A 26,181-nucleotide genomic window follows, 5' to 3' on the forward strand; every position below is an offset into this window, starting at 1 on the left:
AGTTGTAGAGAAGATTTTTAACCTTTGCACTTTTGACAAAAATTTGACATATTTAATTCTTGGTAGTATATTTTAGTCGGAGGTAGGTAATATGACTACAATTTCTGCAAAAATAGATGATTCTGATAAAGATTCATTCGAAAATATAATCTCTTCAATTGGATTGAATGTTACGACTGCAATAACAGCCTTTGTAAAAGCCGTCATCCGCGAAAATGGACTTCCATTTGAGTTGAAAGCAAAAGACGATCCTTATATTTATTCAGACGAAAACCTCAAATATCTTCGCCAGGCAATTGCACAAGTTGAAGGTGGAAAAGGGCAGGTTCATGAATTGAAGGAGTTGTCGTAATGATAAAAGTCTGGGCTGATGTCGCTTGGAATGATTATTGCAATTTCTTTGAACTCCACCAGCAAAAACTAATAAAAATGGTGCATGAACTTATAAAGGATATTGAGCGAAATGGTGTAGATAAGGGGCGTGGTCAACCTGAGCAATTGAAATATGAGCTTTCTGAATATTGGAGCCGAAGAATTGACAGGGCAAATCGACTTGTTTATAGGGTTGAAGGCGATAATCTTTATATAGTTCAGTGCGGAACTCATTATCATCAGGAAAAATAAATGCTCCTGTTTCCACTAAAAAAAATGGCAGCTCCCGCTCCTTGGGCAGCTGCCGAGCCCGAAATCACCGGCTAAAAAACTCTCTCATGTCCGGATCTATGCGGCAGTCAAGCTGCCGACTTTAATAATATAAAAGGAAAAATCAGAAAGTTCAAAAAAATCTGCTATTTTACCTTAAATTCCAGATCATCGACGGAAAGGTCACTTACATCAATACCTTCCTCAATTTTTTTCATTGCAATTTTTATTTTTTTTCGCAAATCTCTAATTGTTGTAACTGCAGGTATTTTGGCATACTGGTATTTATAAATACCTTTATTGTATATGTTCAGTCTTCCATCCTTTTTGTGGTTTATTAGACCTTCTTCAAAGATTTCATTCAGTATGCTTTCAAAATATTCGGAAAGCTTTTTCTCACTTTGCTTTAGGACGGTTCTGTCTTTTGTTTCCGCAAAGATACAAAACTTTTCTCGTTGAATTTCTACTCCATAAACGACATTTGAATTATCTGGAATATAAGTCCATTTCAACACTGATCCATTCATAAAATAAATATCAGATTTCCAGTTCTTACTGGCATTTATATTGAGAGTTTTTTGTACTGTAGATGCATACAATTTCTGATATACATCATGCAGACGTATTTCTTTGAGAGTATTAAAAACTTCTTTATCAACCAGATATGGACTATTTTCTTCTGAAGCACTCGTTACAACAAGACTTATAATTTTAAGCAATGATTCGAGGAGTTTTTTATATGAACTTAAGAATTCATTTCTAAACTTCTGTTCATCACTTGTTAATGAAAACTGAGTTTCAGAAAGAGCCTTGCATAAATCTTCGTATGCAACTGTCTGCCAATTTACTGGCCGATTTTTTTCTCTTTCTACTCTTTCAATCTCAAGTTCATCATTTATAAAGAGTTTTACAATTGACTGAATACTTTTGTCATTATGATTTTCCAAAAGCCATCCAAGTACGTTGCTGTGAAACAACTCTTTATCACCAAGAGAAAGTGTATAAACAAGATTCTGCTTAAGAGAAATTACCGTGTTTTTTAATAAATCAGCCATCATTTAGTTACATCCTACACACTCGCTTATGAACAAGTAATGCATTTGTCCGTCATTAAGTGAATCCCCAAAAAAAAGCCATTTTCAAGTTTTTCTAACGCTCCGAATTTTTCGTTGAGATTCAGGTATTCTGCGAAAGCCATCAGCTGACCTATGTTACCTTCTGCAACACAAATCCATTTTTCATCGCACATAAGTATCTGGCGGTTGATTGAGCCAAAACGATAATCAAGATAAATACGGTAGGTGTGATTTCCCATCTGTTTTTCTGCTATCATTCGGATAAGCGGATTCTTTTCTTTTATGAGGCTATCATCACTTACGTCCCCGAGTGCGTCTATACCTTTTTCTTGTGCAGTTTTAGTAAATGCTTCAAGTTCTGAAGGAACTTTTTCATAAGAATAAAGCTTCCAGCCATTAATTTTGAACGACGCAACGCCGTCTTTTGGAGCTTCCTGTACAATAATTTCCGCATGATCTGTTGCAGTGTGATTTACAAAACCACTAACAAAATCCTGTATTGAATCAACATCTATCTTCATATTTCCCCCTTAAAACTTATTTATTAGTGCGTGACGGATTGCTGGGGCAAGGCCAGTGTATTCGCTTTTGGCGGTGCCGAAGAGCAGGGAAACCCTGTAGTCCACATTAAAATACTTGTCGAGCGCGCTAAGCATTTTGCTGAAAAGCTTTTTTACGACAGCCCTCAATGTTTCCGGCTCAGGCGTTGAATCGGGCTTAGTGTAGGTGATATCCTGTAGCTTCCAGCCTTCTAGTAAGATATATCGGCGGTTCAGGTCAATGTCTGGAAAATCGTTGATGAGGCGCTTTCCGTTTATTATAACTTCAGGATGAAAAGTGATGACAGGCTTTTTTTCACCATTGATTTCTTCTTCCTCTACGCTGTGGTAATTTATAAGAAAAGAGATTTTTGATTTTTCTGAAAACTCGGCCAGGGTATTAAAAAGCATATCCGCAGTTTTTTCTGATGAGCCCTGCCACAAAAGCTCGCGGGAATTTAGTACTGCAAAATCTCCGCCAATGCGAAGACTTTTTCTTTCCTTTAGGATATTTTTCCCTTTCATAAACTTCCGCAGTTGGCCGTGAATATCAAAGCGCTCTTCAGACGTATAAAACTCAACTTCATCAGCAGTGATTTTCTTAATCGCTATGATTTTTACAAACTGCATAATTTCAGTGAACTGACCTGAGCCATAAAGACTTGCCATATTTGACATAAAAAAGCCCTATAAAAATGGCAGCTCCCGCTCCTTGGGCAGCTGCCGAGCCCGAAATCACCGGCTAAAAAAACTCTCTCCTATCCGGATATATGCGGCAGTCTTGCTGCCGACTTTAATAATATAAATGCAAAAATCAGAAAGTTCATTTTTTTTGTTAAAATCTACTGAAATTTATAACCTATTTCCTGTAATCGTTTACGGCTTTTGATTGTTAATTTATTCTCTGGAAAATAAAAACCTCGATTGTCAAATTCAACCTGGCAACCAGGTGCTATTTCAATATCAAGTTTTCCGTAAAGGTAATCAGAGCAAAGTGTATTCCAGTTTGCTTTTCCACCAAATATAAATTTCATAGATTTTGGAATAACAAGTTTTTCCAAATGACAGCAACAACCTAAAAATCCACCTGTTATTTCTTCGCAGCCTTCTTCAAAAATAAATTCTTTTATTGCTTCTCCTGAGTGCTCAGAAATCTGAGGGCGCGTAAAACCTGAAGTGTTTGTAAGCTCTGAAGTAGCAAGAGAAAGCAGACCTGTTATTTTTTTTCGTTTATAAAATTGCCAGTAACTTGGTAAAGTATCTATTCCCATTCCCATATCATAAGGATGAGGATTAGTCTTCCAGTTTTTTGACCAGGTTATACTACTGACATTTCCAAAATATATGTCACCGAAGGTAAGAATTTTTGTTTCCATTGGTAATTTTTTGAAGTATTGAAAGCAGTCTCCATCCATTATTAAAACTGTATTACGTGAACCTGAAAGTTCAATAACTGCATTAGGATGTTCTACCATATTATAATAGGGATTTCCCAGATAAATAATGCTTTCCGGTACAATTACTTTGTTAAAACCAGAACCATAAAACACAGTTGCAACAACAGGGTATCCTTCAATTTCTTTAGGAATATCAACAATTTTTGATTTTCCAATGTATTTTGTAATTTTAAGATAATCTTTTGATTTATCAACTGATGGTTCAACCTGGGCGAGCCATCCTTTTTCATAGTTATTTAAAAATACATAGTCAAAATCACTTTCCGGATTTGCTGCAAATGCTGAAAAATATAGAATTATGATTTCAATTACTGTCAAAATTATTTTTTTCATATAAATTTTTTTCAGTTGTATCTTGTTCTTAAAGTATTAAAATAGCACAGAGACTTTTATTCTCTGTGCTTGAAATAGTGATTTATGGAATTAACCAAAAATTCCAAAAAGTTTTTTCTTTTTGTTTAATTCTTCGTACAACTGTGCGAACTGGCTAAACATCTCTGGGTTCTTTAGCTTGCAAATATCAAGTTCATGGATGAGCTTTTTCTTTGCAGCTTTGATAACAAAAGTGTCTCTGAGCAAGTCTGCAGGTTTTGAAGTTGCCTTATCAAACAAAGCCCAGATTTCTTTCTTATATTCTTCCGGGTCTGAAGAAAAAGTCATTTTGTTAATTGCAATTATTTCTTCTTCTGCAGAATGTGTCTTTCCAAATTCTGCTTTTGTTCCATCCAAACCGGATTTCATTGCATCGGCCATTACGCCTGCACCTTTTCCAAGTCCACCAAGCAATGAACCTGCACCTTTTGTTAATGCTCCGAAACCTTTTGCAGCTGCACCAAGACCTGCAGCTGCCATTCCAATTCCAGCACTTGCTGTCATACCAGAACTACCCCCGCTTGATGTATCTGAACTTCCACTTCCCTGTCCATGTGCCGCAAGACAGCATTGTTTTGAACAATATAAAGATGAGTGAGGGTCAGAGCCTGTGGTACCCCAATCCCAAAGAACCGTGCCCTTTGGAATAAATTTACCACAATATGAACATTTTGAATCATAGCTTACACCCTTCCACTCTCTAGCACTAGCTGTTAATAATCCCATATCTATTTTTCCTCCACGTTTTTTTGTCCGCCGACTTTTTTTTATGAGGTCAAACCTCTGTATTTGAATTAAATTATACAATCAGATTTTTTTCTTGTAGTCAGTGAAAACTCACTTTATTTTAGTGAGTTAACTCTATATATTTCTGCTGGATGATGAAGTAAAATAAAAGTATGATTAGCGTAATCAGTATAGACGACCACGAAATGATAAGCCTGGGGCTGGAAAAATTATTTTCAGAGACAAAAGACATCAGCATCTGTCACTCCTGCAAGACAAAGGCAGGACTTGAACCTTTTATTGAGTCAAAAACTTCAGAAGAACTAAAAGATATGATTGCTATGGTCGATATCAAGCTGGAAGAAGAAAGCGGCTTTGATGCTGCCGATTATCTTATTGAACACGGAATTAAATGCCTCATGTATTCGTCATTTTCCAACGTGGGCTTTATTGTGAAAACGATGGAGCACAAAATCAAGGGCTTTATTACAAAAAATGCTGACAAGGCTGAAATCATGGAAGCAATCCGTACCGTTTCCCGCGGCGAAACCTACATACAGAAAGATTTGCTTTCCGACATGATGTACGTAAGCGGAATCCTTGTTACTCTGACCAAAAAAGAGCGCGAGCTTTTAGATTTAATAGCCGAACACCTGCCCAACGAAGTAATCGCTGAGCGCCTGGGTCTTTCCAAACGCAGCGTCGAAAACTATGTTTCCCGCATCTTCGACAAGTTCAACGTCAAGAACCGCTACGAGCTGGGCCGGTATTTGTAAAAAGAAAGTCTGCTGGCAAGCAGAAAAACTCCCCAGGCGGCGAAGGTGCAGATAAAGCGGTCGGCAATATTTACCGGAATGCGGACGGCAATCTGCAGGAGGAGCTTTGAATGGAATTTGTTATCCCATAAGAAGGTAAGAAAATCTGTCTGGCTGCTGGCGGCCTTGTAGGCTTCGACATATCTTAAGATGTAGCCGATGATTCCGCCCGAAATGCTCATTACCAGGCAGAGGACAAGGCTAAGAATAATCAGCTTTATAAAAATTGCCAGGCTTGAGTCTGTTTTTTTGATAAACCATATTTTAAAATATCCGGCAGTAAGGGCTGCAAGAAAATGGCAGATTACAAACCAGTGGCCCAGCTCTAAAGTTCTGTTTAGGCAAAAATCAATCAGATGATAGAAAAAGCCTGCAAGAACTCCCCACCAGGGGCCGGCAAGAAAACTCAGCGCCATAATAAAAATTGTGTCACAAAAAAGCGGCAGATGGTTTACCCAGGCTACAAAGTCGCAGATGATATAATCTAAAAAGCCGCAGAGAATGCTGAGGATAAAAAATAAAACTCTCTTCCGATTTGAAAAATCAAATGGAAAACTCATACTTTATTATATCATTTATATAGAAGAATGTGTTATATTTTTAGTAATGAAAAAGATTTTTGCGTTTTTAATATTTGGATTTTTATGTTTTTCAGGCTTCTGTCATAAGGCCCAGAAACAGACAGAAAAACTTATGCCCGAAGCTATTACCCAAAAGTGGCTGGAATGGGAGGCGGCAGGGGAGGAGGATGCCCAGAGCAGGCTTGAAGAACTTGCGATTGAAATAAAGAAGGCCCAGCCCTCTGATACTGTAATTTATTATTTTCCGGAAGCAAAAGTAATTCATGATAATCTGGTTAACGGAATCATAAAGGGAGATAAACAGAAAATTGCAGAAAATGTCGGCCGCTGGGAAGTTCTTCAGAAAAATCTTGTAAGCTTTCAGCTTGAACAGCTTTATTATTCCTACAGGATTTTGATTCTTGTAATTATTCTGGCACTTGGTATGTCGCTTGTTTTTTTAATTCTCTATCTTGTAACTTACAGGCGCCGTAAGGAAAACCTTATTTATACTGCCCAGGTGATTAAAACTCAGGAAGCCGAGCGCGAGCGTATTTCAAACGAACTTCACGATACTGTCTGCCAGGATTTGCGCGTGCTGCAGTTCCAGCTTGAAGATGAAGAATCTGTAGAACTTTGTAAGAAGATTGCAGGCGATGTCCGTAACTCCTGCTATGCTCTTACTCCGACAGATTTGAATGAAGGTCTTTTTGAAGCCCTTGTTTCCCTCTGTGAAGTCCTGAAAAAGCAGAGCGGACTTGAAATTATTCTTTGCATTCAGGATGAAGTAAAAAACAATCAGGACTTTAAGAATTTCCCAAAAGAAAAGAATCTGAATATTTACCGCATTGTGCAGGAAATCCTTTCAAATTCCATAAAACATTCCGGCGCAGAAAAAATAAGTCTGCTGGTCAGAACTTTTGATGAAAAGAATTTCAAAATTATAATTTCAGACGGCGGAAAAGGCTTCGACTTAAAAAGCGCCCTCAAAACGAAAAATCACTTCGGCCTTAAAAATATCCAGACCCGTGTCAAAAGCCTGGGCGGCCAGGTAAACTTCTTCACCGAAGAAGGCGAAGGCACTCAGGTTTCGGTTACTGTGCCCTATTAATTTTTCTCCAGACAGATTCGTTTACGGCCCAGGTATTGGGTGCTAGTTCTTCTGCGTCGGCAAGACGGAAGATTTTTAGCTGGAGAGGAAAGGTTAGGTCGGAAACTACACCTTCGGTTTTTCCTGCAACATTTGCGAAGCAAATGTTAGGCAAGTGTGAGTCAGATTCGGAAGTTGGAGTTTTCATTTCGACACTTGCCGCACTTGCCGTTTTGCAGAGAATGAGTTCTGCACTGCAAACGCCAGAAGCTGTGCTGATACGTGAATGACTGCCTAAGACCCGGAGCTGCAAATTTTCAGAAAAGTATACGCGTGGTTCTTCGAGTTCTACTTTTAAAATGCTCGGCGAGAGCTCCTTCAGTTCATCCTTTATCAGCTTTTTATTGCCGGAAAGAGAAAACTTGTCTTCAGGGAGAAAAATCCAGAGGGGGGTATTCTGGTAAAAAATTGGCTGCTGCGGGGCATTTGCTTCTTTTATAAAGGCCTTCTGCATTTTTACCAGCTGGGCAAGCTGATTAGGATTTGGGATAAGAACGAGCATGTGGATAGTATAATCTTTTTTTAATTTCTGTTAAACTAGGGTTATGGGTGGAAAGAATATTTTTAAGTCAGCATTTAAGGGCGTTTATATTCCTGTAAAAAAATCGGTGCGCTGGTTCAAGCGGCTTTCGCGCAATATGAAGTATTTTACGCTTGGCCTTGTGGTATTTGTGCTTTTTGACCTCTACCTTTTGTGGTATTTCTTTACTTTTGGCTCGGCAACTCCTGTAAAACTTGAATTTACCTATGACAGATCTGCGACGGAGCTTGTGGCTCTGGATTCTGCGGCTCACAAGGGCTGGATTAAGCAGGCTAATTACGCAAGTTTTAAATTTACTGATGAGGAGCTTGCAAAAATCAGGGAGTCTTTTGACCGCTATGGCAGCGCGGCCCTTATGGTGAGGGTGAAGGTTCTTCCGACTGCCAAACAGAAGCAGCTTTTTGAAAATGCCGTGGATTTGCCTTTACAGGCCGGCTTTTTGACTGAAGATGATTTTACTCCTAAGGGAAAACTGATTTCTCAGGTTTACGGCGGAGGAAACAGGCTGGTCGTTCAGGCTAACTTAAAGGAAACTTCTGACGTTTTTGATATTTCCATCGCCTTTAATAAAAATGATTTTTTGCCGGGCGGCAAAGTTTCTGTTTCCATGCCTTACGGATTTTTTGTTTTTTCTACTTTGCGAACGCGGATTGTGGCTGCCTGCATAAACGATGCAATGCTTGGCTTTGATGTCAGCAATGAAATCCCCCGCTACGGTTTTGCCTACAGCGGCGGAAAAATTGATATTACTAATTCAAGCTATGATTTTTCTAACGCGGGAAGCGTTTTTGATTCCAGTAATCAGAAAAATCCCCTGCCTGAAGTTTGCGTAGGGCTTTACGATGTAGCAAAATACAAGTCTACCCTGCAGGATAAGGTTATTGTTGAAATCAACGCCGGCGGAGAAAAGCTTTTTATTGATAATGTTCCGGGCGCTACAAAGGTTATCATTCCTACGGCTTCGCTGAATAATCCTTATAACCGCATGACTTTTTCTTCCAATAAAATGTGCGTCTCTTCCCTTTATATGAAGGTTTCGGACGGGGCTTTTAAGAAGGCGGCTTTTATTGAGGCTGAAAATATTCCTGCAAACCCTGGCGAAGTTCTGCTGCCTGTTGCAACTGACCCGGGCTTTATCCTGAATTACGATGTTCTCAAGTGGCGTACTGCTGATTATGAGATTTTTGAGTGGGACAGATTTGACCGCATCCTCTTTTTTGATACCAGAAATTATGAGGTTCAGGACAGGTTCTTTACCCGCCTGGCATTCTTTGTTGAAAAGGACGGCTATAAGGGCCGGCTTATGACGAACGAGCAGCTTAGCGGCATGCACGGCTACAACGCCCACGATTACAGCGCAGAAAGCATGGCTAGATTTTTTAATGCGGCTACAGATGCCAACTTCCGCCTGAACTATGAAGAAGAGCTTTTGAAAAAGATTTTGATTGTAAACGGATTTTTTGAAGTGGACGGACCTTATGTCCGCGCAAATGACGGCGGCCTTGTTTCCATTTCCCGCGAAACTTTGGGCGGAACCCGTAGAAATCTTCTGGCTCACGAGGGCTGGCACACGATTTTCTTCCGTGATGAAGAATTCCGTAATTTTGTTGCGGCTGTTTACGGCACCATTGATTATGATTCACGTCAGTTTCTGATTGATTATTTCCGCTCGCAGCCTTCCTTGGGCTATGACACCAGCGACGAATATCTGATGCACAACGAATTTATGGCTTACATCATGCAGCAGCCTTTAAGCGAAGTTTCAAAATATTTTGTGCATCTGGCAAACCGGGGAACTGTTATGGCTGCCACCCCTTATTTGTGCGCCTATATCAGGCAGAATAATGCGGCGGCTTTTGAGGACGCTGCAAGCATGATGAATGATTTTGTCTTTGACCGTTACGGAATTGTCTGCGGAAACATTTCTATTGTCCGCCGTTAGCCGTTAAAAATCGTCCATAACCGCTTTTAATGCGCCAAGTGTTGAAAGCGGGCCATGCCCCGGCATAATTACAGTCTGGTCATCCATTGTGTAGATTTTATTTTTGATGTTTGATTCCAGAATGAATTTTGAGTAGCTGGAGTTTGTTGAACCAATGCTGCCTGCCCCCAGAACGTCGCCTGTAAAAAGCACGTTTTCAATTTTATAGACCATTGAATCTGAAGTGTGGCCAGGGACTGTCATATACTGCACGTTGAGCTTGGCGATTTTGATGTGGCCGTCGTTTGAAAGAACGGTTGTGTCGTCTCCCGCAACTTCCCAGTCGGCGGCGTAGATTTTTGGCGAATAGATTTTCTGCAGGGTTTTGAGCCCGTGAACGTGGCTTCCGTGATTGTGGGTAATCAGGATGCCCGAAATTGTCAGGCCGTTTTCTTCTATTTGTGAGATGATTTCGTCGGTTACCTTTCCCGGGTCAATGATGATTGCTTCTTTTACCGCTTCATTTACTACGATATAGCAGTTTGAAAATCCGCCAGGATTATGATGATAGTATACTTTCATTTAATCACCGTCCACAATTGAGTTACCGAACTGAAGGTTATCTATGCTGCCCGAAATATTTTCAGGGCTGTCAAAAATTGCTTCTCGCGTATTTGACATTTTGAAGGAAACATTCTGGCGGTCTGAGTTTTTAAATATTGTCTTTTTAAGGTTGCAGTTTCTGAAAGATGTGTTTACCAGGGTTGCCTTAATAAAGCGGGAACTGAAAAAGTCCGAATTATCGAATGAGCACTGGAAAGCCTTGATGCCGTTGAAGTTGCACTGCTTCATATCGCTGGAGTTAAAAAGCGTATGGGTGAGGGTGCTGCAGGAAAAGCTTGAATAAACGGTGTTGTTCTGAATAAAGTTGCAGTCGTTGAAAAAGGCAAAGTCAAAAATTGAAATGCGGACAAGGGAATGTTCCCATTTGATGTTCTGAAAGGTGCAGTGGGAAAAATTGCAGCCGAAAAACTTTTTATTTGAAAAATCTATGTCCTTAAAAATAATTCCGCAGGCGTTGAGGCCGATTATTTTTTCGTGATTTTTGATGTAGTTGTAGATTTCTGCCTGTGTCTTTCCCGGATCAGGTGTGTGGTCAATGCAGTATCCGCGTTCAGCTTTAATATTTCCGTTTTCGTCAAAGGAAGAAAGCGCATCGTCCGGGCAGATATTTACAAGGCATTTGTTGATGGTAAACATAGTTCTATTATATAGTTGTTGACGTGCTTTTGCAATTTTTACATATTTTCGTTATTATATGGATATTATTGTAAAAAAGTTCAGGAGGATATGATGTCGGTTGATTTTGCCTTTCTTGATTCTGGCACTGGCGGAATTCCTTATATGAATTTTTTGAGGGAAAAATGTCCGGCGGCTTCCTGTGTCTATGTGGCCGACAATAAAAACTTTCCTTATGGCGAAAAATCTGCTGAACAGATTGTTAAAAGCGTCCTTTCTATCTGTGAAAAAATAATTTCCAAATTTAATCCCAATACGATTGTTATTGCCTGCAACACTATGAGTGTTAATGCCCTTGATGCTGTAAGAAAGGCTTTTCCTGAAATTAATTTTGTGGGCACTGTGCCTGCCATTAAGCTTGCGGCCGGGATTTCTAAAAAACGCCGGATCGGGCTTCTTGCCACTAATTCTACTGTAAATCATCCTTATAACAAAAAGCTGAAGGCGGATTTTGCCTCTGACTGTGAACTTATTTGCCGCGGCGATGCGGATTTGATTTCCTTTGTTGAGCACGAAAGTTTTACTTCTTCCAAGCAGGAAATTATGCAAGCTGTAAAGCCTGCGGTGGATTTTTTCCGTTCGCAGGATTGTGATGTAATTATTTTGGGCTGTACTCATTTTCTAAATATTGCCTCTGAAATTCAGGAGGTTTGTGGCACTGACATTAGGGTTGTGGACTCGAAGGAAGGTGTTGTGAATCATGCAATAGAGGTTTCCGGGGTTTTATGGGGTAAGCACAGCGTCCCCCTAGGCGAAGGGGTAGCGGAGAACGCCGGAGGCGGTCGGAGCGAGGGGAAGGCTTTCCCCATCCCTCAATTATATATCACCGGTTTTACTGAAAAAAAAGATGAAAATGAGTATGATGTAATCTGCAAACGTTTTGGACTTGTGTTCAAAAATATTATATAAAAAGGGAAGAAATTATGAAAAAAATTATTTCTGGTAAAGTTCGCGAAGTTTATGATCTGGAAGACGGACGCATGGTTATTGTTACTACTGACCGTCTTAGTGCATTTGATGTAATTCTGCCTACTTTGATTAAGGACAAGGGCAAGGTTTTGAATGCTCTTTCTAACTTCTGGTTTGAGTACACCGGTGACATTGTAAAAAATCACATGATTTCTTCTGATTTGAAGGATATGCCTGCTGAATTCCAGAAGCCTGAATATGAAGGCCGCACAATTCTTGTAAAGAAGCTCAAGATGATTCCTTACGAGGTTATTGTTCGCGGTTATATGTTTGGTTCTATGTACGAGGCTTACAAGAAGGGCGAGCCTTTCCTTGGTCACAAGTTTGATAAAGAATATAAAGAGGCTGAAAAGCTTGCTGAACCTATCTGTACTCCTTCTACTAAGGCTAAGGAAGGTCACGATATTAACGTTACCTGCCAGTACATGAAGGACGACCTTGGCGAAGAGCTTGGTTCTAAGATTGAAAAAACTGCAATTGCTGTTTACAAAAAATGCTATGAGCACGCTTACAAAAACGGAATTATCATTGCTGATACTAAGTTTGAGTTTGGTCTTGATGAAAATGGCGAGCTTGTTCTTGCTGACGAGGTTCTTACTCCTGACAGCTCTCGCTTCTGGGATTTGAGCAAATATGAAGTTGGCGGAAGTCCTGCAAGCTATGACAAGCAGTTTGTCCGTGATTGGCTTAAGGCTAACAATCTGGCAGGCGACCCAAATATTAAGGAAATCCCTGCTGACGTGGCTGAAAAGACTAGCGCAATTTACAAGGAATGTGAAAAGAAAATCTGTCATAAGTAAAAATCAATTCGTGGGACGCAGGCGGAAATTAAGGGGGGACCGCGGACGGGGTGATACCTTGATTTTCGCCGTCGCTGGGACCCGCGAATTGATTTTTACATAAGTTGATTATATTTGGGAGTTTAATTTTGCTTCGACTGTGGTTCATCGTAATTGTTTCATTACCTTCAATTTTCAGTTTTATTTTCACCAGCTGGGTGATTCGCATTTTTCGCAGGGTTTTGTCGGAAAATTTCTGCTATAAAATTGCAAAGAAGACTCTTTTGAAGATTATGAAAAGGGGAAGAATTTCTACCGAGGTTATCGGACGTGAAAATCTTCCTTCTGAGGGCGGATACGTTATGTATTCCAACCATCAGGGTAAATACGACGCAGTTGGTATTATCTATGGGCACGAAGCTCCCTGTACAATTTTAATGGATAAAAAACGCTCAAAGCTTCCGATTATGAAGGAGTTTTTGAGCATTATCCGGGGAATTGGCATTGACCGTTCCAGCATTAAGACTCAGATTGCGGCTATTAACCGCGTTTCTGAAGAAGTTAAGGCTGGCCGCAAGTATATCATTTTCCCTGAGGGCGGTTATAACCACAATCACAATACGATTTCTGAGTTTAAGCCGGGTGCCTTTAAGTGCGCGACCAAGGCTAAGGCTCCGATTGTTCCTGTCGTTGTAATTGATTCCTATAAGCCCTTTGAAATTAATTCCCTTCGTCCGGTAAAAACTAAGGTTGTTTTCTTAAAGCCTTTTTACTATGAAGATTATAAGGGCATGACTTCCATTCAGCTGGCACAGGTTGTGCAGGAGCGTGTTATGGAAGGAATGGAAAGATATCGTTAAAAATAGCCACAGATGGGACGCAGATGTTTTTTTTATCTGTGTTTATCTGTGGCTATTCAATTAAAGAAGTTTTTCTAGTCGCTCACGTATAGCGGCTATATACTCCCAAGAGTTTAATACTTTCTTAGCCTTAGGTTCAGCAATGCGGGCAATGTCGCCGGTCATGTAGCCTTCTTCGATTGTGCCGAGTGTGGCTTTTTCAAGCTTTTTAGCAAAATCAACAAGTTCTGGAGTTCCGTCCATTTCACCGCGTTTTGCAAGGGCACCTGTCCATGCAAAAATTGTCGCTACAGGGTTTGTAGAAGTTTTTTCTCCCTTGAGGTAGCGGTAATAGTGCTTCTGAACAGTTCCGTGGCTTGCTTCGTATTCAAAGTTTCCGTCCGGGCTTACAAGAACAGATGTCATCATGGCAAGAGAGCCGCATGCAGAAGCAATCATGTCTGACATAACGTCGCCGTCGTAGTTCTTTGTTGCCCACATGAAACCGCCTTCGCTTCTCATAACGCGTGCTACTGCATCGTCAATCAAAGTGTAGAAGTATTCGATTCCGGCAGCCTCAAACTTAGCCTTGAATTCTTCCTCGTAAACGCGGTTGAAGATTGCCTTGAAGTTTCCGTCGTAAGTTTTAGAGATTGTATCTTTTGCGCCAAACCAAACGCTTATTTTGCGGTCGAGCGCGTATGTAAGACAGCAGCGGGCAAAGCTTTCGATAGAGGCATCAAGGTTGTGGATTCCCTGAATAATTCCAGGTCCCGGTATATCTTTAATCAGCTTGCGGATTTCTTTTCCGTCTGCACCTGTGAAAACAAGTTCAGCTTTTCCTGCGCAAGGAGTTTTAATTTCTGTGTTTTTGTAAACGTCGCCGTATGCGTGGCGGCCAAGAACAATCGGCTTTTTCCAGCAGCTTACAGTTCCGTGAACGTTATTGACAAAAATCGGCTCGCGGAAAACAGTACCGTCAAGCTCTGCGCGGATAATTCCGTTTGGAGACGGTGTGAGCTGTTTTAAATGATATTCTTCTACGCGTGCCTGATTAGATGTGATTGTGGCACATTTTACACCAACGTGAAGGCGTTTGATTGCGGCGGCAGCTTCGTAAGTGATTTTGTCGTCCGAATCATCGCGGCTTTTCAAGCCCAAATCATAGTATTCTGTTTTTAAGTCTACAAAGGGAGTAAGAAGTTCATCCTTAATCACTTTCCATAAAACACGAGTCATTTCATCGCCATCGAGCTCTGCGATGGCATTTTTCATCTGAATTTTTGCCATGACCGCATTATACAAAAAATCGCAAGGCTTTACAATCTTTAGTAAGACTAAAAATGCTTAAGTTTTACTTAATTTTATTTGGACTTTGCTTCGTTCCAGAAATTATCTTCTTCTTTAAGATGTTCGTGATCCATAGGAATATTGTTTTCTGCCATCTTTTTTTCTACGTAGGTAAAACGGCGGTAGAACTTCTGATTTGTGCGGGTCAGGGCAGTTTCAGGATCTACACCAAGCTTGCGGGCATAGTTGACTACGGCAAAGAGAAGGTCTCCGATTTCTTCTTCAAGGTGAAGCTGTGCAGCATCTAAACCAGCATTTGAGCTTACGGTGAAAGGTTCGGTGTGAGAGGTGGTTTCTGCCGACGTAACAGTGCCGTCAGCCGCCTCTGCAGCTTTATTCCGCTCAATCTTAGCTTCCTTTGCCTCTGCGAATTCCTCTTCAATCTTTTCTTCGACTAATTCCGGGGTGTCCCAGTCAAAACCCTTTTTTGCAGCTTTTTTCTGAAGCTTGTAAGCGCGTAAAATCGGCGGGAAGCCTTGCGGCACTTCGTCAAGGATTGAATCTCCCTTGCGACCTTCAACATTCTGCTTGATTCTGTCCCACTGGTTCAAAACTTCGTCAGAAGATTTTACAGCGCCCTTTGCTTCACTTTTACCTTCGCTCTGTGGGAAAACATGAGGATGACGGCGGATAAGCTTGTCTGCAAGTTCTGTAAGAACTTCTGCTACCTTAAAGCTCCCTTCCTGCTCGTACATGTAAGAAATCATAGAAACGTTTAAGAATACATCGCCAAGTTCCTCTTTTGCGTGTTCTGCGTCATTCTGGCTGATTGCGTCCACAGCCTCAAAGGTTTCTTCTATTAAATCACGGCGCATGGAAAGGGGAGTCTGTTCCCTGTCCCATGGGCAACCGCCAGCCGCACGCAAAGTCTGAATTGTCTTAAAAAAATATTCAAAAGCGGCGGTAGTTACCTTAGTTATCTGTAAGTCCACGTCTGTATTTAAAGCGTCGTTTAGTTGTTCTTTCATATATTTCCTTTATTAAAATAGCCACAGATGGGACACAGATTCACACAGATTTTTTTATCTGCGTCCTATCTGTGTTTATCTGTGGCTATTAATTATTTTCTCACCGGAACGCCAAGTTTATCAAGTTCTTCCTTAATTCCGCCTACTGTGTAAGCGCCGGAATGAACCATAGTTGCAATCAGGGCAGCGTCTGCTTTTCCTTCTTTTAAGACATCTGCCATGTGCTGAGGTGTACCGCCGCCGCCACTTGCAATAACCGGCACGGCAACATTTTCTGCAATCAATCTTGTCAATTCAATGTCGTAGCCGTTTTTTGTACCGTCCGCATCCATCGAATTCAAAACGATTTCTCCGGCACCAAGTTCAACACCTCTTTTTGCCCATTCAAGAGCATCAAGACCTGTGTCTACACGGCCTCCGTTTATTGTTGTTCCGAATCCGCTAGGCTTTGTAGGGTCGCGTCTGACATCCATTCCAAGTACAATGCACTGATTTCCAAAAATGCGGGCACCCTCTGTTATCAGCCCCGGATTTTTTACCGCCTGCGAGTTCAAGCTTACTTTTTCCGCACCCGCAAGAATTGTTGAACGGATATCTTCTATGGTACCAATGCCGCCGCCAACGCAGAATGGAATAAATACCTGAGATGCAACCTTTGCAATCAAATCAAGAATAGGGCCGCGGCCGCGCGCAGAAGCAATGATGTCATAAAAAACAAGTTCGTCTACGCCCTGTCGGTAGTATTCAGCCGCCATTTCAACCGGGTCACCAATATCAATATTATTCTGAAACTTAACGCCCTTAGTTGTGCGTCCGTCCTTTACATCCAAACAAACAATAATTCTTTTTTTCAGCATATTACATCTCGCAGAAGTTTTTCAAAATCTTAAGACCTTCTTCGCCGGATTTTTCCGGGTGGAACTGACAGGCATAAATGGTTCCGCACTGAATGACAGCAGGAACTTCTATTCCGTAGTCTGCACTTGCCTTGATTACATTTTCGTCTTCAGGGCAGATTACGTATGAATGGACAAAATAAAAATCTGCGCCCTCTTTTACGCCGTCAAGAATTGCAGAACCGCCGTGCTTTACATTCAGATTGTTCCAGCCAATCTGCGGAATCTTAAATCCTTCGTGCGAAAGGCCTGCCTTAATCGATTCAAAATATCGGATTTTTCCTTTAACAAGGCCTAGGCAAGGAGTATCACCTTCCTCGCTCCAGTCAAAAATAATCTGAGAGCCAAGGCAGATTCCCAAAAGCGGAACTCCATCCTTACACTTTCGCTTCAAAAATTCTTCAAAGCCAGTTTCTTTGAGCTGAGTCATGGCGTAAGCCGCATCACCAACTCCCGGGAAAATCAGCTTGTCGCAGTTTTCCAGGTCTTCAGTTTTTTTTGAAAGCACAAAATCAATTCCAAGACTTTTTAGCGCGCGTTCCACACTTGTAATGTTTCCAGCGTTGTAATCAACAATTCCAATCATGGTTGTAAGGGTACTTTAATGCTTTTTTCATTTCAAGTGAATTTCAAAAAAAATGTATTAAATTATTGCAACTTTATGCATAAAACGATATTCTTTTTGTATATTTATGCAGTTTAGGAGGCCTTTTTTATGGCAAAAGAAAAAGTAGTTTTAGCTTATTCTGGTGGACTTGATACAACTGTTATCATCCCATGGCTCAAAGAAAATTATGATTATGATGTAATCGCTGTCTGCATCGACGTAGGACAGGGTGATGACTGGGCTGCAATCAAATCACGTGCCCTCAAAACAGGTGCTTCTGCATGCTATGTTGTAGATGCACGTCAGGAATATATTGAAGAATACATCTGGCCTGCTGTAAAGGCTAACGCAGTTTACGAAGATGAATATCTTTTAGGAACTTCTACAGCTCGTCCTCTTATCGGAAAAATCCTTGTTGAATATGCCCGCCAGGAAGGCGCTGTTGCAATCTGTCACGGAGCTACAGGTAAGGGTAACGATCAGGTTCGTTTTGAACTTGCAATCAAAGCTTTTGCTCCAGACTTGAAAGTTATCGCTGCATGGCGTGATGACAAATGGAACATGGACAGCCGCGAAGCTGAAATCAAATATCTTGAAGACCGCGGACTTGAAGTTCCAATGAAGAAAGACCAGTCATACTCTCGCGATGAGAATATCTGGCACCTCAGCCACGAAGGTCTTGAACTTGAAAAGACAGAAAATGAGCCAAACTACAAGCACATGCTCAAAAATACTGTTGTGCCGGAAGAAGCTCCTGATGCAGGTGAGTACGTAACAATCGAATTCGAAAAAGGAATTCCAGTTGCACTCAACGGCAAAAAAATGAATGCAGTAGACCTTTTGAATGAACTCAACGTAATCGGCGGACGCAACGGTGTTGGTCTTGTTGATATCTGTGAAAACCGCTGTGTTGGTATGAAGAGCCGCGGCGTTTACGAAACACCGGGTGGAGCAATCCTTTACTTTGCTCACCGCATGATGGATCACATCTGTCTTGACCGCGATACTTACCACTACAAGCAGCAGATTGCAATCAAAATCGGCGAACTCATCTACGACGGAAAATGGTTCACAACCTTGTTCGACAGCCTTATGGCCTTTGTTGACAAGACAGAAGAAACTGTTACCGGCTGGGCAAAAGTTAAGCTGATTAAGGGCGCTATCCGTGGTGCAGGTTCTGGTTCAAAATACAGCCTCTACAACGAATCAATCGCATCTTTCACAACCGGCGAGCTTTACAACCACAAGGATGCAGAAGGCTTTATCACATTGTTCGGACTTCCATTAAAAGTTCGCGCTATGATGGAGCAGAGTGTAGGTGAAGGTCAGGCTATTGTTGAAAGCAAAAATCTTAAGAAGAGACCTACTGAGTAATATCAATTCTTTTGGAGTGTGATAATGAGGGGGAAAGCCTTCCCCCTGGGCTCAGCCCGCAAGCGGTCTTCGCCACACCCCCATCTCCTAGGGGGATGCTTCGCTTACCCCCCTAAGACCCCGCTTTATTATTTCTTATACAACTTACTGTGACTTCCGATTCGATAAACGTATAACTCTAAAATCTTTTCTTTTATTCTATATATAAGAACTAAATCTGGGCGAATGTGACAGTCACGGAAATCTTTTAATTGACCTGAAAGCTGATGGTCATGATATTTTTCATCAAGAGTTTCGCCTTTTGCTAATTTTCGGATAACTTCCTTTGTCTCTTCCCGTTCTTCATTGGAAAGAGATTTCATGTCTTTTTTGAAAGCTGAAGATTTTGCTAATTTATAGATATATTTTTCCTGTTCTTCCACTTACAAGTCCCCGAACATGTCATCAACAGTGTTATATAATTTTAATGTGCCCTTTTTACGTTTACGTTCAATTTCCTTATCGGCTTTTAGAATTGATTTGACAGTTTTTTTGGAATAATAGCCATAGTCATCTAATGACAGAGATGCACCATCAAGTTTTACCATAGCCTTTAAGGCTTGAACGAGAGTTCCACTGGCATTATTTATTACTACAGTCATTTCTATACCTCTTTCTGTATTATATCATGCACTGCTTAATTTGTCATACTTTAGTACAAAAGTTATTTTTTTTCCGAAAGCTTTGTTGATTCTGAAAATAAGAAAGCTACCAGTTAAAACATCAGCAGTTATCTTATATATCTTTTGCAGCCTGTTTTATAATTTCCTTTAATTCCTGTGGATTCAATGCTGCAAACCGCTCCCATGTCCCTTTTTGCACGCGGTTTGCAGATTTGTCTTAATAAGAATTTTTAAATTATGATAAGATATTTTCATATAATTACTGAACGAAAGTATGATGGTGTGTATGTAGTCAATTTCTGTTCTAAATTCAAGAATATGATTTAATAGAAATCTGCTATATATAAACTTATATAAGATTCTTAATTGCGGTTAATAAATTGGACTTCCAGAATCGTGAAGTATTTGTAGAAAAGAAAAGTGTTACTTTATCAGAAGTTAATACGATGTGGAATGTTCAGGCTATTGTTGAAAGCAAGAATCTTAAAAAACGTCCAACAGAGTAAAGCAGGCGTTGCGGGCGGCGTTTGAGCCCGCAGAAAGGGTAGCCCGCAACAAAGTGCGGGCGAAGGGGAAGGCTTTCCCCTCCTTATTACTTATTTTATAAAACCCGGTTCATCACGAGCCGGGATTTTTTTTAGCCAGCCGTCTTTCTGTCAGATAGATATAAATAATAGTGAATGTTATAATTAATGAAAAAATAGGAGTTAAAAATGAAAAGGTCCTTCTTTGTAATATTCTTCACAATTTTTATAGGGTTTAATGTTTTTACACAAGATATAAAGAATGCAATTAATGATTATTTTAGTTACGAAGTTCATGAAAAAAATGAATATTGGAAATATTGCTGCAGTTCTTTCCTGAATGAAAATAATAAAGACATAAATTTTTATGGATATGCTAATTTATTTGATGATGATACTTTAACAGCATGGGCAGAAGGTGCTACTGGAAGCGGTATAAATGAATATCTGCTGATTCCATTTTATAAGCAGGATGAGTCTATGTTTTCATACAAAAAAAAGAAGAACATTAACATAAAGCTGCAGATAAATAATGGATACTGTAAGGATGAGGCATTATTCAAAAAAAATAATCGTGTAAAGAAAGCTAAACTGACTTTTTATGATGTTCCTTTGAATTCTGACATAAATAATATGTTTGTTGATGGAGACGCTGCGGTTATTTTGGAAAAAATTGTTGAATTAAAAGACTCGCAGGAAAAACAGGAGTTCGAATTTGAAACAAAGCTTGTAAATAACGAAACTTATGGCATTCCTTTTACGTTATTGAAATTTGAAATCTTAGAAGTTTATAAAGGCACGGATTACGATAACACGGCAATAAGTGAAATAGAAATCTATGGAGAATACAGTTCTAATATAGAAAACTAAGAAAAATTGTTGATTGACACCCTTAACAAGGTTATTTATTATCTTTCTGGAGGAAAAGTATGAGAAGTGATTGCGGCGCAAAAGAAATTTTATTTCCGATGCCAGTTTTGATTGTTGGATCTTATGATGAGAATGGAAAGGCTGATGCTATGAATGCAGCATGGGGCGGAATCGGGGACACAAAAGAAGTTTTTCTCTGTCTTGATGCTTCCCACAAAACTGTAAAAAATATTTTGAAAACCAAGGAATTTACAGTAAGCCCTGCTACTTTGGAAAATGTGATTCCTACTGATTATGTTGGAATTGAATCTGCCAATAAGGTTGAAAATAAAATGGAAAAATCAGGGCTTCACGTTGAAAAAGCTAAGAATGTGAACGCGCCGGTTTTTGCAGAATTTCCTGTAAGCCTTGAATGCCGCCTGAAATCTTATGATGAAAAGACCAGCCATTTATTCGGCGAAATTGTAAACGTCACTGCTGATGAAGCTGTTTTGACAGAGGGAAAAATTGATATTGCAAAACTTAAGCCGATTTCCTATAACCCGGTAGCGCATACCTATCATCTTGTAAATGCAGAGTCTTGCGCCCAGGCTTTTAGCTGCGGTGCTGCACTTAAGTAAAAAGCTGCCTTATAAAAACGCCCGGCTCATGATGAACCGGGTCTTTTAATTTTAAAGGCTTGCCTTAGCTGCAATCTTGTAGATTTTTGCAATGTCTGCTGCGCTCAGGTGAACAAAGCCGCCTGTTTTGCCGCTTCCAATTCCGAACTTTTCTACAAGTGTAGGAATGTCTTCTTCCTTTGCTCCAAGTTCAGCAAAATTAATTGGCATTCCGATACTGTGAAGGAAGGCACGGAAGCGTTTAATTCCTTCTCGGGCTGTGTTTTCAGGATTCTGGTAATCCATTTTGCAGCCCCATACACGTTCTGCCCACTGACAGAAGCGCATGACGTCATGCTTGTAAACAAAATCCATCCAGGCCGGCATGATAACCGCAAGTCCTGCACCGTGAGCGCAGTCATAAAGACCTGAAAGTTCATGCTCAATTCCGTGGCTGTTCCAGTCCTGCTCGCGGCCGACACCAACAATATTGTTATGAGCAACCATTCCAGCCCACATGATATTTGCGCGCGCCTCGTAATCGTTTGGATCTGCAATTACCTTTGGAGTTTCGTGAATCATAGACATTAAAACGCCTTCGCAGAGTCTGTCTGTTGTTTCAACATTCTTAGTGTTTGTGAAATAACGCTCGCAAACGTGAGCCATAATATCTGTTGCGCCGCAGGCTGTCTGATAAGCCGGTAAAGTCTGTGTAAGGGCAGGGTTCAAAATTGAAAAGCGGGGGCGGAGAAGGTCGTTACCGTAACCGCGCTTAATCATTCCGTCTTTTTTTGTGATAACTGTGTCAGGAGAGCCTTCACTTCCTGCCGCTGCAATTGTCAGAACTGTTCCAACCGGGATGGCTGCCTTTGGCTCTGCCTTTCCGCAGTAAAAATCCCAGAAGTCACCCTGATAGCAGACTCCCAGCGCAATTGCCTTTGAACTGTCGATTACAGAACCGCCTCCGACTGCAAGAATAAAATCAACTCCGTTTTTCTTGCACAAATCAATTCCTTCATAAACTAAATCATCAAGAGGATTAGGATGTACGCCGCCAAGTTCGACAAAATCAATTTTTGCTTCTTTTAATGAGTTTCTGATTCTTCCCAAAAGTCCGGATTTTTCTGCTGACTTTCCGCCAAAATGAAGCAGTACCTTACTTCCGCCAAATTCTTTTACAAGCGTTCCGGCCTGCGCTTCCATTTCTTTTCCGAATACAAATTTTGTCGGACTGTAAAATGTAAAATTATCCATATTTACCTCACTTCTATAAAGTATAATATGGCTGGCTTTCAAAGACAAAGAAACTTTTTGTTATTTACAGTGCCGCTTAATCGCTTCTATATAGCTCTGGGCATAACGTGATAAAAATACATTCTTGCGGCTTATAATTCCCACCGTCATTTTATCATCTACTGCAAGTGGACGGGCTATGATGTTTTCTCCGTTCAGTTCGTGGCTGATAATTCCCGAACAGATGGTGTAGCCGTTCAAACCGATAAGCAGATTGAAAAGGGTTGCCCTGTCTCTTACCTTGATATTTTTAGGGCAGTCAAAATCAATTGCAGAAAGTGGTTCTTCGGCAAAATAAAAGGAATTATAGTTTCCCTGCTCGTAAGTCAGGTAAGGGAAGGGCTTTAAATCTTCAAGCGTGATGATTTCTTTTTGCGCCAGCGGATTTTCTGATGAAATAAAAACGTGAAGCCCAGCCGTAAAAAGGGCTTCAAAGTTCAGGTTATTCTTTTTGAGAAGCTTTGATATTATGTCTTCGTTTTTATGGCTCTGATACAAAACGCCCAGTTCACTTTTTAAATGAGCAACATCTTCTATAATTTCATAAGTCTGGGTTTCCCGAAGGGTAAAGTCGTAGCCCGCTCCGCCAAATTCCCGGATGACATCAACAAAGGCATTTACCGCAAAAGAATAATGCTGGCAGCTTACAGAAAAAATAGGATTGGCTTCTCCCTTTCCCTTGTAGCGTTCTTCCAGAAGGCCTGCCTGTTCCACGACCTGCCGCGCGTAGGAAAGAAATTCGTCACCTTCATTAGTAAGGGTTACGCCCTTGTTTGTCCGGCTGAAAATCTTGATACCCATTTCTTCTTCCAGCTCATGGATAGAAGCTGTAAGGCTGGGCTGCGAAATAAAAACTTTTTTTGATGCCTCTGTAATGTTTTTTGTGTCGGCTACTGCCACGGCATATTTTAACTGCTGTAAGGTCATATTGATAAAATATTACCATAGGCAAAAGCTATTGCCAACTATGTAGAAATAGTATTTTTATAAAATCTTGTCATTTCATATACTGATGAAAACTAACATATAAAAGAGGTAGGTAAAAGCATATGGCAAAAACAGCAGTAACAGGTTTTCCAAGAATCGGAAAGAAAAGAGAATTAAAATTTGCATCAGAAAAATTTTTTAAAGGCGAGATAAACGAAGAAGAACTGCAGGCAGTTGCAAAAGAACTCCGCTTTTATGGCTGGAAAAAGCAGCAGGAAGCGGGAATTGATTTTATTCCTTCAAATGATTTTTCTTTTTATGATAACGTACTTGATACAGCTTTTTTGCTGGGCTCTCTTCCATCCCGTTATGTAAAGCTCGGGCTCAGCCCGCTTGAAACTTATTTTGCAGCGGCTCACGGCTACCAGGGAAATGCCGGCGACGTTAAGGCACTTCCGATGAAAAAGTGGTTCAACACAAATTATCATTACCTTGTTCCTGAACTCGGCGATGATACAAAAATTCAGCTGGCAGAAAATTCAAAACCTGTACGCGAGTTTTCTGAGGCGCTTTGTCTTGGTCTTAAAACTCTTCCAGCTCTTACCGGTCTTTACACCTTCCTGCATCTTGCCTCTTATACTGGAGAAAAAAAAGCTGAAGATTTTATTGATGATGCTGTAAACGCCTATTCACAACTTGCCCTTCAACTTGAAGCCCTTGGCGCTGAATGGATTATTTTTTCTGAACCTGCTCTTGTTCTGGATGTGAATGAAGAAGAAAAATCACTCTTCTTGAACATTTATAAAAAGCTTCTTTCAAAAATTCGCGCGGAAACAAAGCTGAAAATCCTTTTGAACACCTTCTTTGGTGATATACGTGACCTGTATGATGAAGTGCTTTCTCTTGGATTTGACGGAATCGGTCTGGACTTTATTGAAGGAAAAGAAAGCCTTTCTTTGATAAACAAAGCTTTCCCTAAAAATACCCTTTTATTTGCCGGCATTGTAAACGGAAAAAATATCTGGCGGGCTAATTACGAAAATAAGCTCAGCCTTCTTTCAGAAATCAAAAAATCTGTAGCTGAAGAAAATATAGTAATTGCGCCATCCTGTTCTCTGCTTCACCTTCCTTATACAACTTCGCTTGAAGATAAGCTTAGCGATGAGGTAAAAACTCACTTTGCCTTTGCAGAAGAAAAACTTTGCGAGCTTAAAGAACTTGCGGCTGGCGACGATGCAGCCTTTGCTGAAAATAAAAAACTCTTTGCACGTGAGCGCGTCAAGAAAAATCCTCAGGTTCAGACAGCACTTTTGAGTCTTACAAGTGATGACTTTATCAGAAAGCCTGATTTTGACATCCGTGAAAAAATCCAGAAAAAGGAATTCAATCTTCCTCTTTTTCCTACAACGACAATCGGTTCCTTCCCGCAGACAAAAGATGTCCGCGCAAATCGTGCCGCTTACAAAAAAGGCCAGATCAGCCGGGAAGAATATGTAAGCTTCAATCAGAAAAAAATTGACGAATGTATTGCCCTTCAGGAAAAACTCGACCTTGATGTCCTTGTTCACGGTGAGTTTGAGCGCAACGACATGGTTGAATATTTTGGCAGTCAGATGGACGGCTATATTTTTACCTCAAATGCCTGGGTTCAGTCTTACGGCACAAGATGCGTAAAGCCTCCAGTAGTGTGGGGCGATGTTTCCCGCCGCTCTCCTATGACTGTTGAATGGTCAGTATATGCCCAGAGCCGGACTAAGAAGCCTGTAAAGGGAATGCTTACGGGGCCTGTTACAATTTTGAACTGGTCATTCCCGCGCGAGGATATCAGCCTTAAAGAGCAGGCTCAGCAGATTGGACTTGCAATCCGCGAAGAAGTGCTGGACCTTGAGGCAAATGGCATCCGCATCATTCAGATTGATGAAGCCGCTCTGCGGGAAAAACTTCCGCTTAGAAAGAGTGACTGGCATTCTGAATATCTGGACTGGGCAATTCCTGCCTTCCGTCTTGTTCATGCCAAGGTTCGCGCAGAAACTCAGATTCATACCCATATGTGTTACAGCGAGTTTAATGATATTATCCGTGAAATTGATGATATGGACGCCGATGTAATCACCTTTGAAGCAAGCCGTTCTGATTTGAAAATTCTTGACGCCCTTAATGAGGCTAACTTTAAGACTGAAGTCGGCCCCGGCGTTTATGACATTCACTCTCCTCGCGTTCCTTCTGTTTCTGAAATTACAGGCGCCCTCAACAAAATGCGGGATAAAGTTCCTCTTGAAAAGCTCTGGGTAAATCCTGACTGCGGTCTTAAAACCCGTGGAGAAGAAGAAACTGTAAGAAGCCTTTCTAATCTGGTTGAAGCTGCAAAAATCCTGCGAGCCGAATCAATCTTCTTTGATAAAGCGGTATAGAAGGGTGACAGGACT

The 26,181-nt window shown here is 40.7% G+C and carries 30 protein-coding genes; 13 read left to right on the forward strand and 17 right to left on the reverse strand.

Features of this window, described 5'->3' with window-relative positions; all coding sequences use genetic code 11:
• The first annotated feature begins 91 nt into the window (after positions 1 to 91).
• Positions 92 to 352 carry a type II toxin-antitoxin system RelB/DinJ family antitoxin gene (locus T530_RS0109765; protein ID WP_027728846.1) on the forward strand — a complete coding sequence of 87 codons (261 nt, stop codon included), beginning with the start codon at positions 92 to 94 and terminating at the stop codon, positions 350 to 352.
• Positions 352 to 624, forward strand: a complete 273-nt coding sequence (locus T530_RS0109770) for a Txe/YoeB family addiction module toxin (protein WP_027728847.1) — start codon at positions 352 to 354, stop codon at positions 622 to 624. The genes T530_RS0109765 and T530_RS0109770 overlap by 1 nt, the downstream gene beginning before the upstream one ends.
• A 164-nt stretch (positions 625 to 788) precedes the next feature.
• On the opposite strand, the gene T530_RS0109775 is transcribed toward T530_RS0109770, so the two are convergent.
• From T530_RS0109775 to T530_RS0109795, 5 genes are all read right to left on the reverse strand, one after another.
• A complete protein-coding gene (locus tag T530_RS0109775) occupies positions 789 to 1,700 on the reverse strand; it encodes a PD-(D/E)XK nuclease family protein (RefSeq protein ID WP_027728848.1) in 912 nt (303 codons plus the stop codon).
• A 23-nt stretch (positions 1,701 to 1,723) separates the two neighbouring features.
• Positions 1,724 to 2,239 carry a hypothetical protein gene (locus T530_RS0109780; RefSeq protein ID WP_027728849.1) on the reverse strand — a complete coding sequence of 172 codons (516 nt, stop codon included), beginning with the start codon at positions 2,237 to 2,239 and terminating at the stop codon, positions 1,724 to 1,726.
• A gap of 9 nt (positions 2,240 to 2,248) precedes the next feature.
• Complete coding sequence (locus T530_RS0109785) at positions 2,249 to 2,926, reverse strand: hypothetical protein (protein WP_197018266.1); 678 nt, start codon at positions 2,924 to 2,926, stop codon at positions 2,249 to 2,251.
• A 173-nt stretch (positions 2,927 to 3,099) separates the two neighbouring features.
• Positions 3,100 to 4,047, reverse strand: a complete 948-nt coding sequence (locus T530_RS0109790; RefSeq protein ID WP_027728851.1) for a hypothetical protein — start codon at positions 4,045 to 4,047, stop codon at positions 3,100 to 3,102.
• Between the two features lie 90 nt (positions 4,048 to 4,137).
• Positions 4,138 to 4,812, reverse strand: a complete 675-nt coding sequence (locus T530_RS0109795) for a hypothetical protein (RefSeq protein WP_156011618.1) — start codon at positions 4,810 to 4,812, stop codon at positions 4,138 to 4,140.
• Between the two features lie 173 nt (positions 4,813 to 4,985).
• On the opposite strand from T530_RS0109795, the gene T530_RS0109805 reads away from it, so the two are divergent.
• The gene (locus tag T530_RS0109805; RefSeq protein ID WP_027728854.1) at positions 4,986 to 5,588 is read left to right on the forward strand and encodes a response regulator transcription factor; all 603 of its coding nucleotides are present in this window, start codon (positions 4,986 to 4,988) and stop codon (positions 5,586 to 5,588) included.
• On the opposite strand, the gene T530_RS14125 is transcribed toward T530_RS0109805, so the two are convergent.
• Positions 5,564 to 6,187, reverse strand: a complete 624-nt coding sequence (locus tag T530_RS14125; protein WP_051537934.1) for a hypothetical protein — start codon at positions 6,185 to 6,187, stop codon at positions 5,564 to 5,566. The two genes, T530_RS0109805 and T530_RS14125, sit on opposite strands and share 25 nt — an antisense overlap.
• A gap of 46 nt (positions 6,188 to 6,233) precedes the next feature.
• Here T530_RS14125 and T530_RS0109815 point away from each other — a divergent pair, with 46 nt between their 5' ends.
• Positions 6,234 to 7,298, forward strand: a complete 1,065-nt coding sequence (locus T530_RS0109815; protein ID WP_038074405.1) for a sensor histidine kinase — start codon at positions 6,234 to 6,236, stop codon at positions 7,296 to 7,298.
• Here the strand turns inward: T530_RS0109815 and T530_RS0109820 are convergent.
• Positions 7,282 to 7,839, reverse strand: coding sequence for a hypothetical protein (locus T530_RS0109820; protein ID WP_027728856.1), 558 nt, complete (start codon positions 7,837 to 7,839; stop codon positions 7,282 to 7,284). The two genes, T530_RS0109815 and T530_RS0109820, sit on opposite strands and share 17 nt — an antisense overlap.
• A 43-nt stretch (positions 7,840 to 7,882) precedes the next feature.
• On the opposite strand from T530_RS0109820, the gene T530_RS14825 reads away from it, so the two are divergent.
• Positions 7,883 to 9,820: a hypothetical protein gene (locus T530_RS14825; RefSeq protein ID WP_051537935.1), complete on the forward strand. Its 1,938-nt coding sequence runs from the start codon at positions 7,883 to 7,885 to the stop codon at positions 9,818 to 9,820.
• 3 nt (positions 9,821 to 9,823) lie between these two features.
• Here T530_RS14825 and T530_RS0109830 read toward each other — a convergent pair whose 3' ends face one another.
• On the reverse strand, positions 9,824 to 10,381 hold the full coding sequence (locus T530_RS0109830; RefSeq protein WP_027728857.1) for an MBL fold metallo-hydrolase: 558 nt from the start codon (positions 10,379 to 10,381) through the stop codon (positions 9,824 to 9,826).
• On the reverse strand, positions 10,382 to 11,059 hold the full coding sequence (locus tag T530_RS0109835) for a pentapeptide repeat-containing protein (RefSeq protein ID WP_027728858.1): 678 nt from the start codon (positions 11,057 to 11,059) through the stop codon (positions 10,382 to 10,384).
• A gap of 93 nt (positions 11,060 to 11,152) precedes the next feature.
• Between T530_RS0109835 and murI the strand changes: the two genes are divergently transcribed.
• The 3 genes from murI (at position 11,153) to T530_RS0109850 (ending at position 13,706) form a co-directional block, all read left to right on the forward strand.
• On the forward strand, positions 11,153 to 12,007 hold the full coding sequence (gene murI, locus T530_RS14135) for a glutamate racemase (RefSeq protein WP_051537936.1): 855 nt from the start codon (positions 11,153 to 11,155) through the stop codon (positions 12,005 to 12,007).
• Positions 12,008 to 12,021: 14 nt separating this feature from the next.
• Positions 12,022 to 12,867 carry a phosphoribosylaminoimidazolesuccinocarboxamide synthase gene (locus tag T530_RS0109845; protein ID WP_027728859.1) on the forward strand — a complete coding sequence of 282 codons (846 nt, stop codon included), beginning with the start codon at positions 12,022 to 12,024 and terminating at the stop codon, positions 12,865 to 12,867.
• A gap of 128 nt (positions 12,868 to 12,995) precedes the next feature.
• The gene (locus T530_RS0109850) at positions 12,996 to 13,706 is read left to right on the forward strand and encodes a 1-acyl-sn-glycerol-3-phosphate acyltransferase (protein WP_027728860.1); all 711 of its coding nucleotides are present in this window, start codon (positions 12,996 to 12,998) and stop codon (positions 13,704 to 13,706) included.
• A gap of 60 nt (positions 13,707 to 13,766) precedes the next feature.
• Here the strand turns inward: T530_RS0109850 and T530_RS0109855 are convergent, their stop codons facing one another.
• The 4 genes from T530_RS0109855 to hisH form a co-directional block, all read right to left on the reverse strand.
• Positions 13,767 to 14,975: an NADP-dependent isocitrate dehydrogenase gene (locus T530_RS0109855; RefSeq protein ID WP_027728861.1), complete on the reverse strand. Its 1,209-nt coding sequence runs from the start codon at positions 14,973 to 14,975 to the stop codon at positions 13,767 to 13,769.
• A 74-nt stretch (positions 14,976 to 15,049) separates the two neighbouring features.
• Positions 15,050 to 16,003 carry a YabN family protein gene (locus tag T530_RS0109860; RefSeq protein WP_051537937.1) on the reverse strand — a complete coding sequence of 318 codons (954 nt, stop codon included), beginning with the start codon at positions 16,001 to 16,003 and terminating at the stop codon, positions 15,050 to 15,052.
• Between the two features lie 92 nt (positions 16,004 to 16,095).
• The gene (gene hisF / locus T530_RS0109865; RefSeq protein WP_027728863.1) at positions 16,096 to 16,860 is read right to left on the reverse strand and encodes an imidazole glycerol phosphate synthase subunit HisF; all 765 of its coding nucleotides are present in this window, start codon (positions 16,858 to 16,860) and stop codon (positions 16,096 to 16,098) included.
• A 1-nt stretch (position 16,861) separates the two neighbouring features.
• Positions 16,862 to 17,485, reverse strand: coding sequence for an imidazole glycerol phosphate synthase subunit HisH (hisH, locus tag T530_RS0109870; protein ID WP_027728864.1), 624 nt, complete (start codon positions 17,483 to 17,485; stop codon positions 16,862 to 16,864).
• Positions 17,486 to 17,614: 129 nt separating this feature from the next.
• Here hisH and T530_RS0109875 point away from each other — a divergent pair, with 129 nt between their 5' ends.
• On the forward strand, positions 17,615 to 18,880 hold the full coding sequence (locus T530_RS0109875) for an argininosuccinate synthase (RefSeq protein WP_027728865.1): 1,266 nt from the start codon (positions 17,615 to 17,617) through the stop codon (positions 18,878 to 18,880).
• Between the two features lie 128 nt (positions 18,881 to 19,008).
• On the opposite strand, the gene T530_RS0109880 is transcribed toward T530_RS0109875, so the two are convergent.
• Both T530_RS0109880 and T530_RS0109885 read right to left on the reverse strand, forming a co-directional pair.
• Positions 19,009 to 19,302 (reverse strand): type II toxin-antitoxin system YafQ family toxin, encoded by a 294-nt coding sequence (locus tag T530_RS0109880; protein WP_252507364.1) that lies wholly within the window; start codon positions 19,300 to 19,302, stop codon positions 19,009 to 19,011.
• Positions 19,303 to 19,521 (reverse strand): hypothetical protein, encoded by a 219-nt coding sequence (locus T530_RS0109885; protein ID WP_027728867.1) that lies wholly within the window; start codon positions 19,519 to 19,521, stop codon positions 19,303 to 19,305. It lies immediately after the preceding gene.
• 401 nt (positions 19,522 to 19,922) lie between these two features.
• Here T530_RS0109885 and T530_RS15320 point away from each other — a divergent pair, with 401 nt between their 5' ends.
• The 3 genes from T530_RS15320 (at position 19,923) to T530_RS0109900 (ending at position 21,556) form a co-directional block, all read left to right on the forward strand.
• Entirely contained in the window at positions 19,923 to 20,048 is a 126-nt protein-coding gene (locus T530_RS15320) for a hypothetical protein (protein ID WP_256380941.1), read from the forward strand.
• Positions 20,049 to 20,255: 207 nt separating this feature from the next.
• Positions 20,256 to 20,936 (forward strand): hypothetical protein, encoded by a 681-nt coding sequence (locus T530_RS0109895; protein WP_027728868.1) that lies wholly within the window; start codon positions 20,256 to 20,258, stop codon positions 20,934 to 20,936.
• Between the two features lie 59 nt (positions 20,937 to 20,995).
• Positions 20,996 to 21,556: a flavin reductase family protein gene (locus T530_RS0109900; protein ID WP_027728869.1), complete on the forward strand. Its 561-nt coding sequence runs from the start codon at positions 20,996 to 20,998 to the stop codon at positions 21,554 to 21,556.
• Positions 21,557 to 21,607: 51 nt separating this feature from the next.
• Here the strand turns inward: T530_RS0109900 and T530_RS0109905 are convergent, their stop codons facing one another.
• Together T530_RS0109905 and T530_RS0109910 are read right to left on the reverse strand one after the other, a co-directional pair.
• The gene (locus T530_RS0109905; RefSeq protein ID WP_027728870.1) at positions 21,608 to 22,789 is read right to left on the reverse strand and encodes an iron-containing alcohol dehydrogenase; all 1,182 of its coding nucleotides are present in this window, start codon (positions 22,787 to 22,789) and stop codon (positions 21,608 to 21,610) included.
• A 60-nt stretch (positions 22,790 to 22,849) separates the two neighbouring features.
• The gene (locus tag T530_RS0109910) at positions 22,850 to 23,755 is read right to left on the reverse strand and encodes a LysR family transcriptional regulator (protein ID WP_027728871.1); all 906 of its coding nucleotides are present in this window, start codon (positions 23,753 to 23,755) and stop codon (positions 22,850 to 22,852) included.
• 122 nt (positions 23,756 to 23,877) lie between these two features.
• Here T530_RS0109910 and metE point away from each other — a divergent pair, with 122 nt between their 5' ends.
• Positions 23,878 to 26,166, forward strand: coding sequence for a 5-methyltetrahydropteroyltriglutamate--homocysteine S-methyltransferase (metE, locus tag T530_RS0109915; protein ID WP_027728872.1), 2,289 nt, complete (start codon positions 23,878 to 23,880; stop codon positions 26,164 to 26,166).
• Positions 26,167 to 26,181: the final 15 nt, after the last annotated feature.

The sequence above is a fragment of the Treponema sp. C6A8 genome (assembly GCF_000619925.1).
Classification (GTDB): Bacteria; Spirochaetota; Spirochaetia; order Treponematales; family Treponemataceae; genus Treponema_D.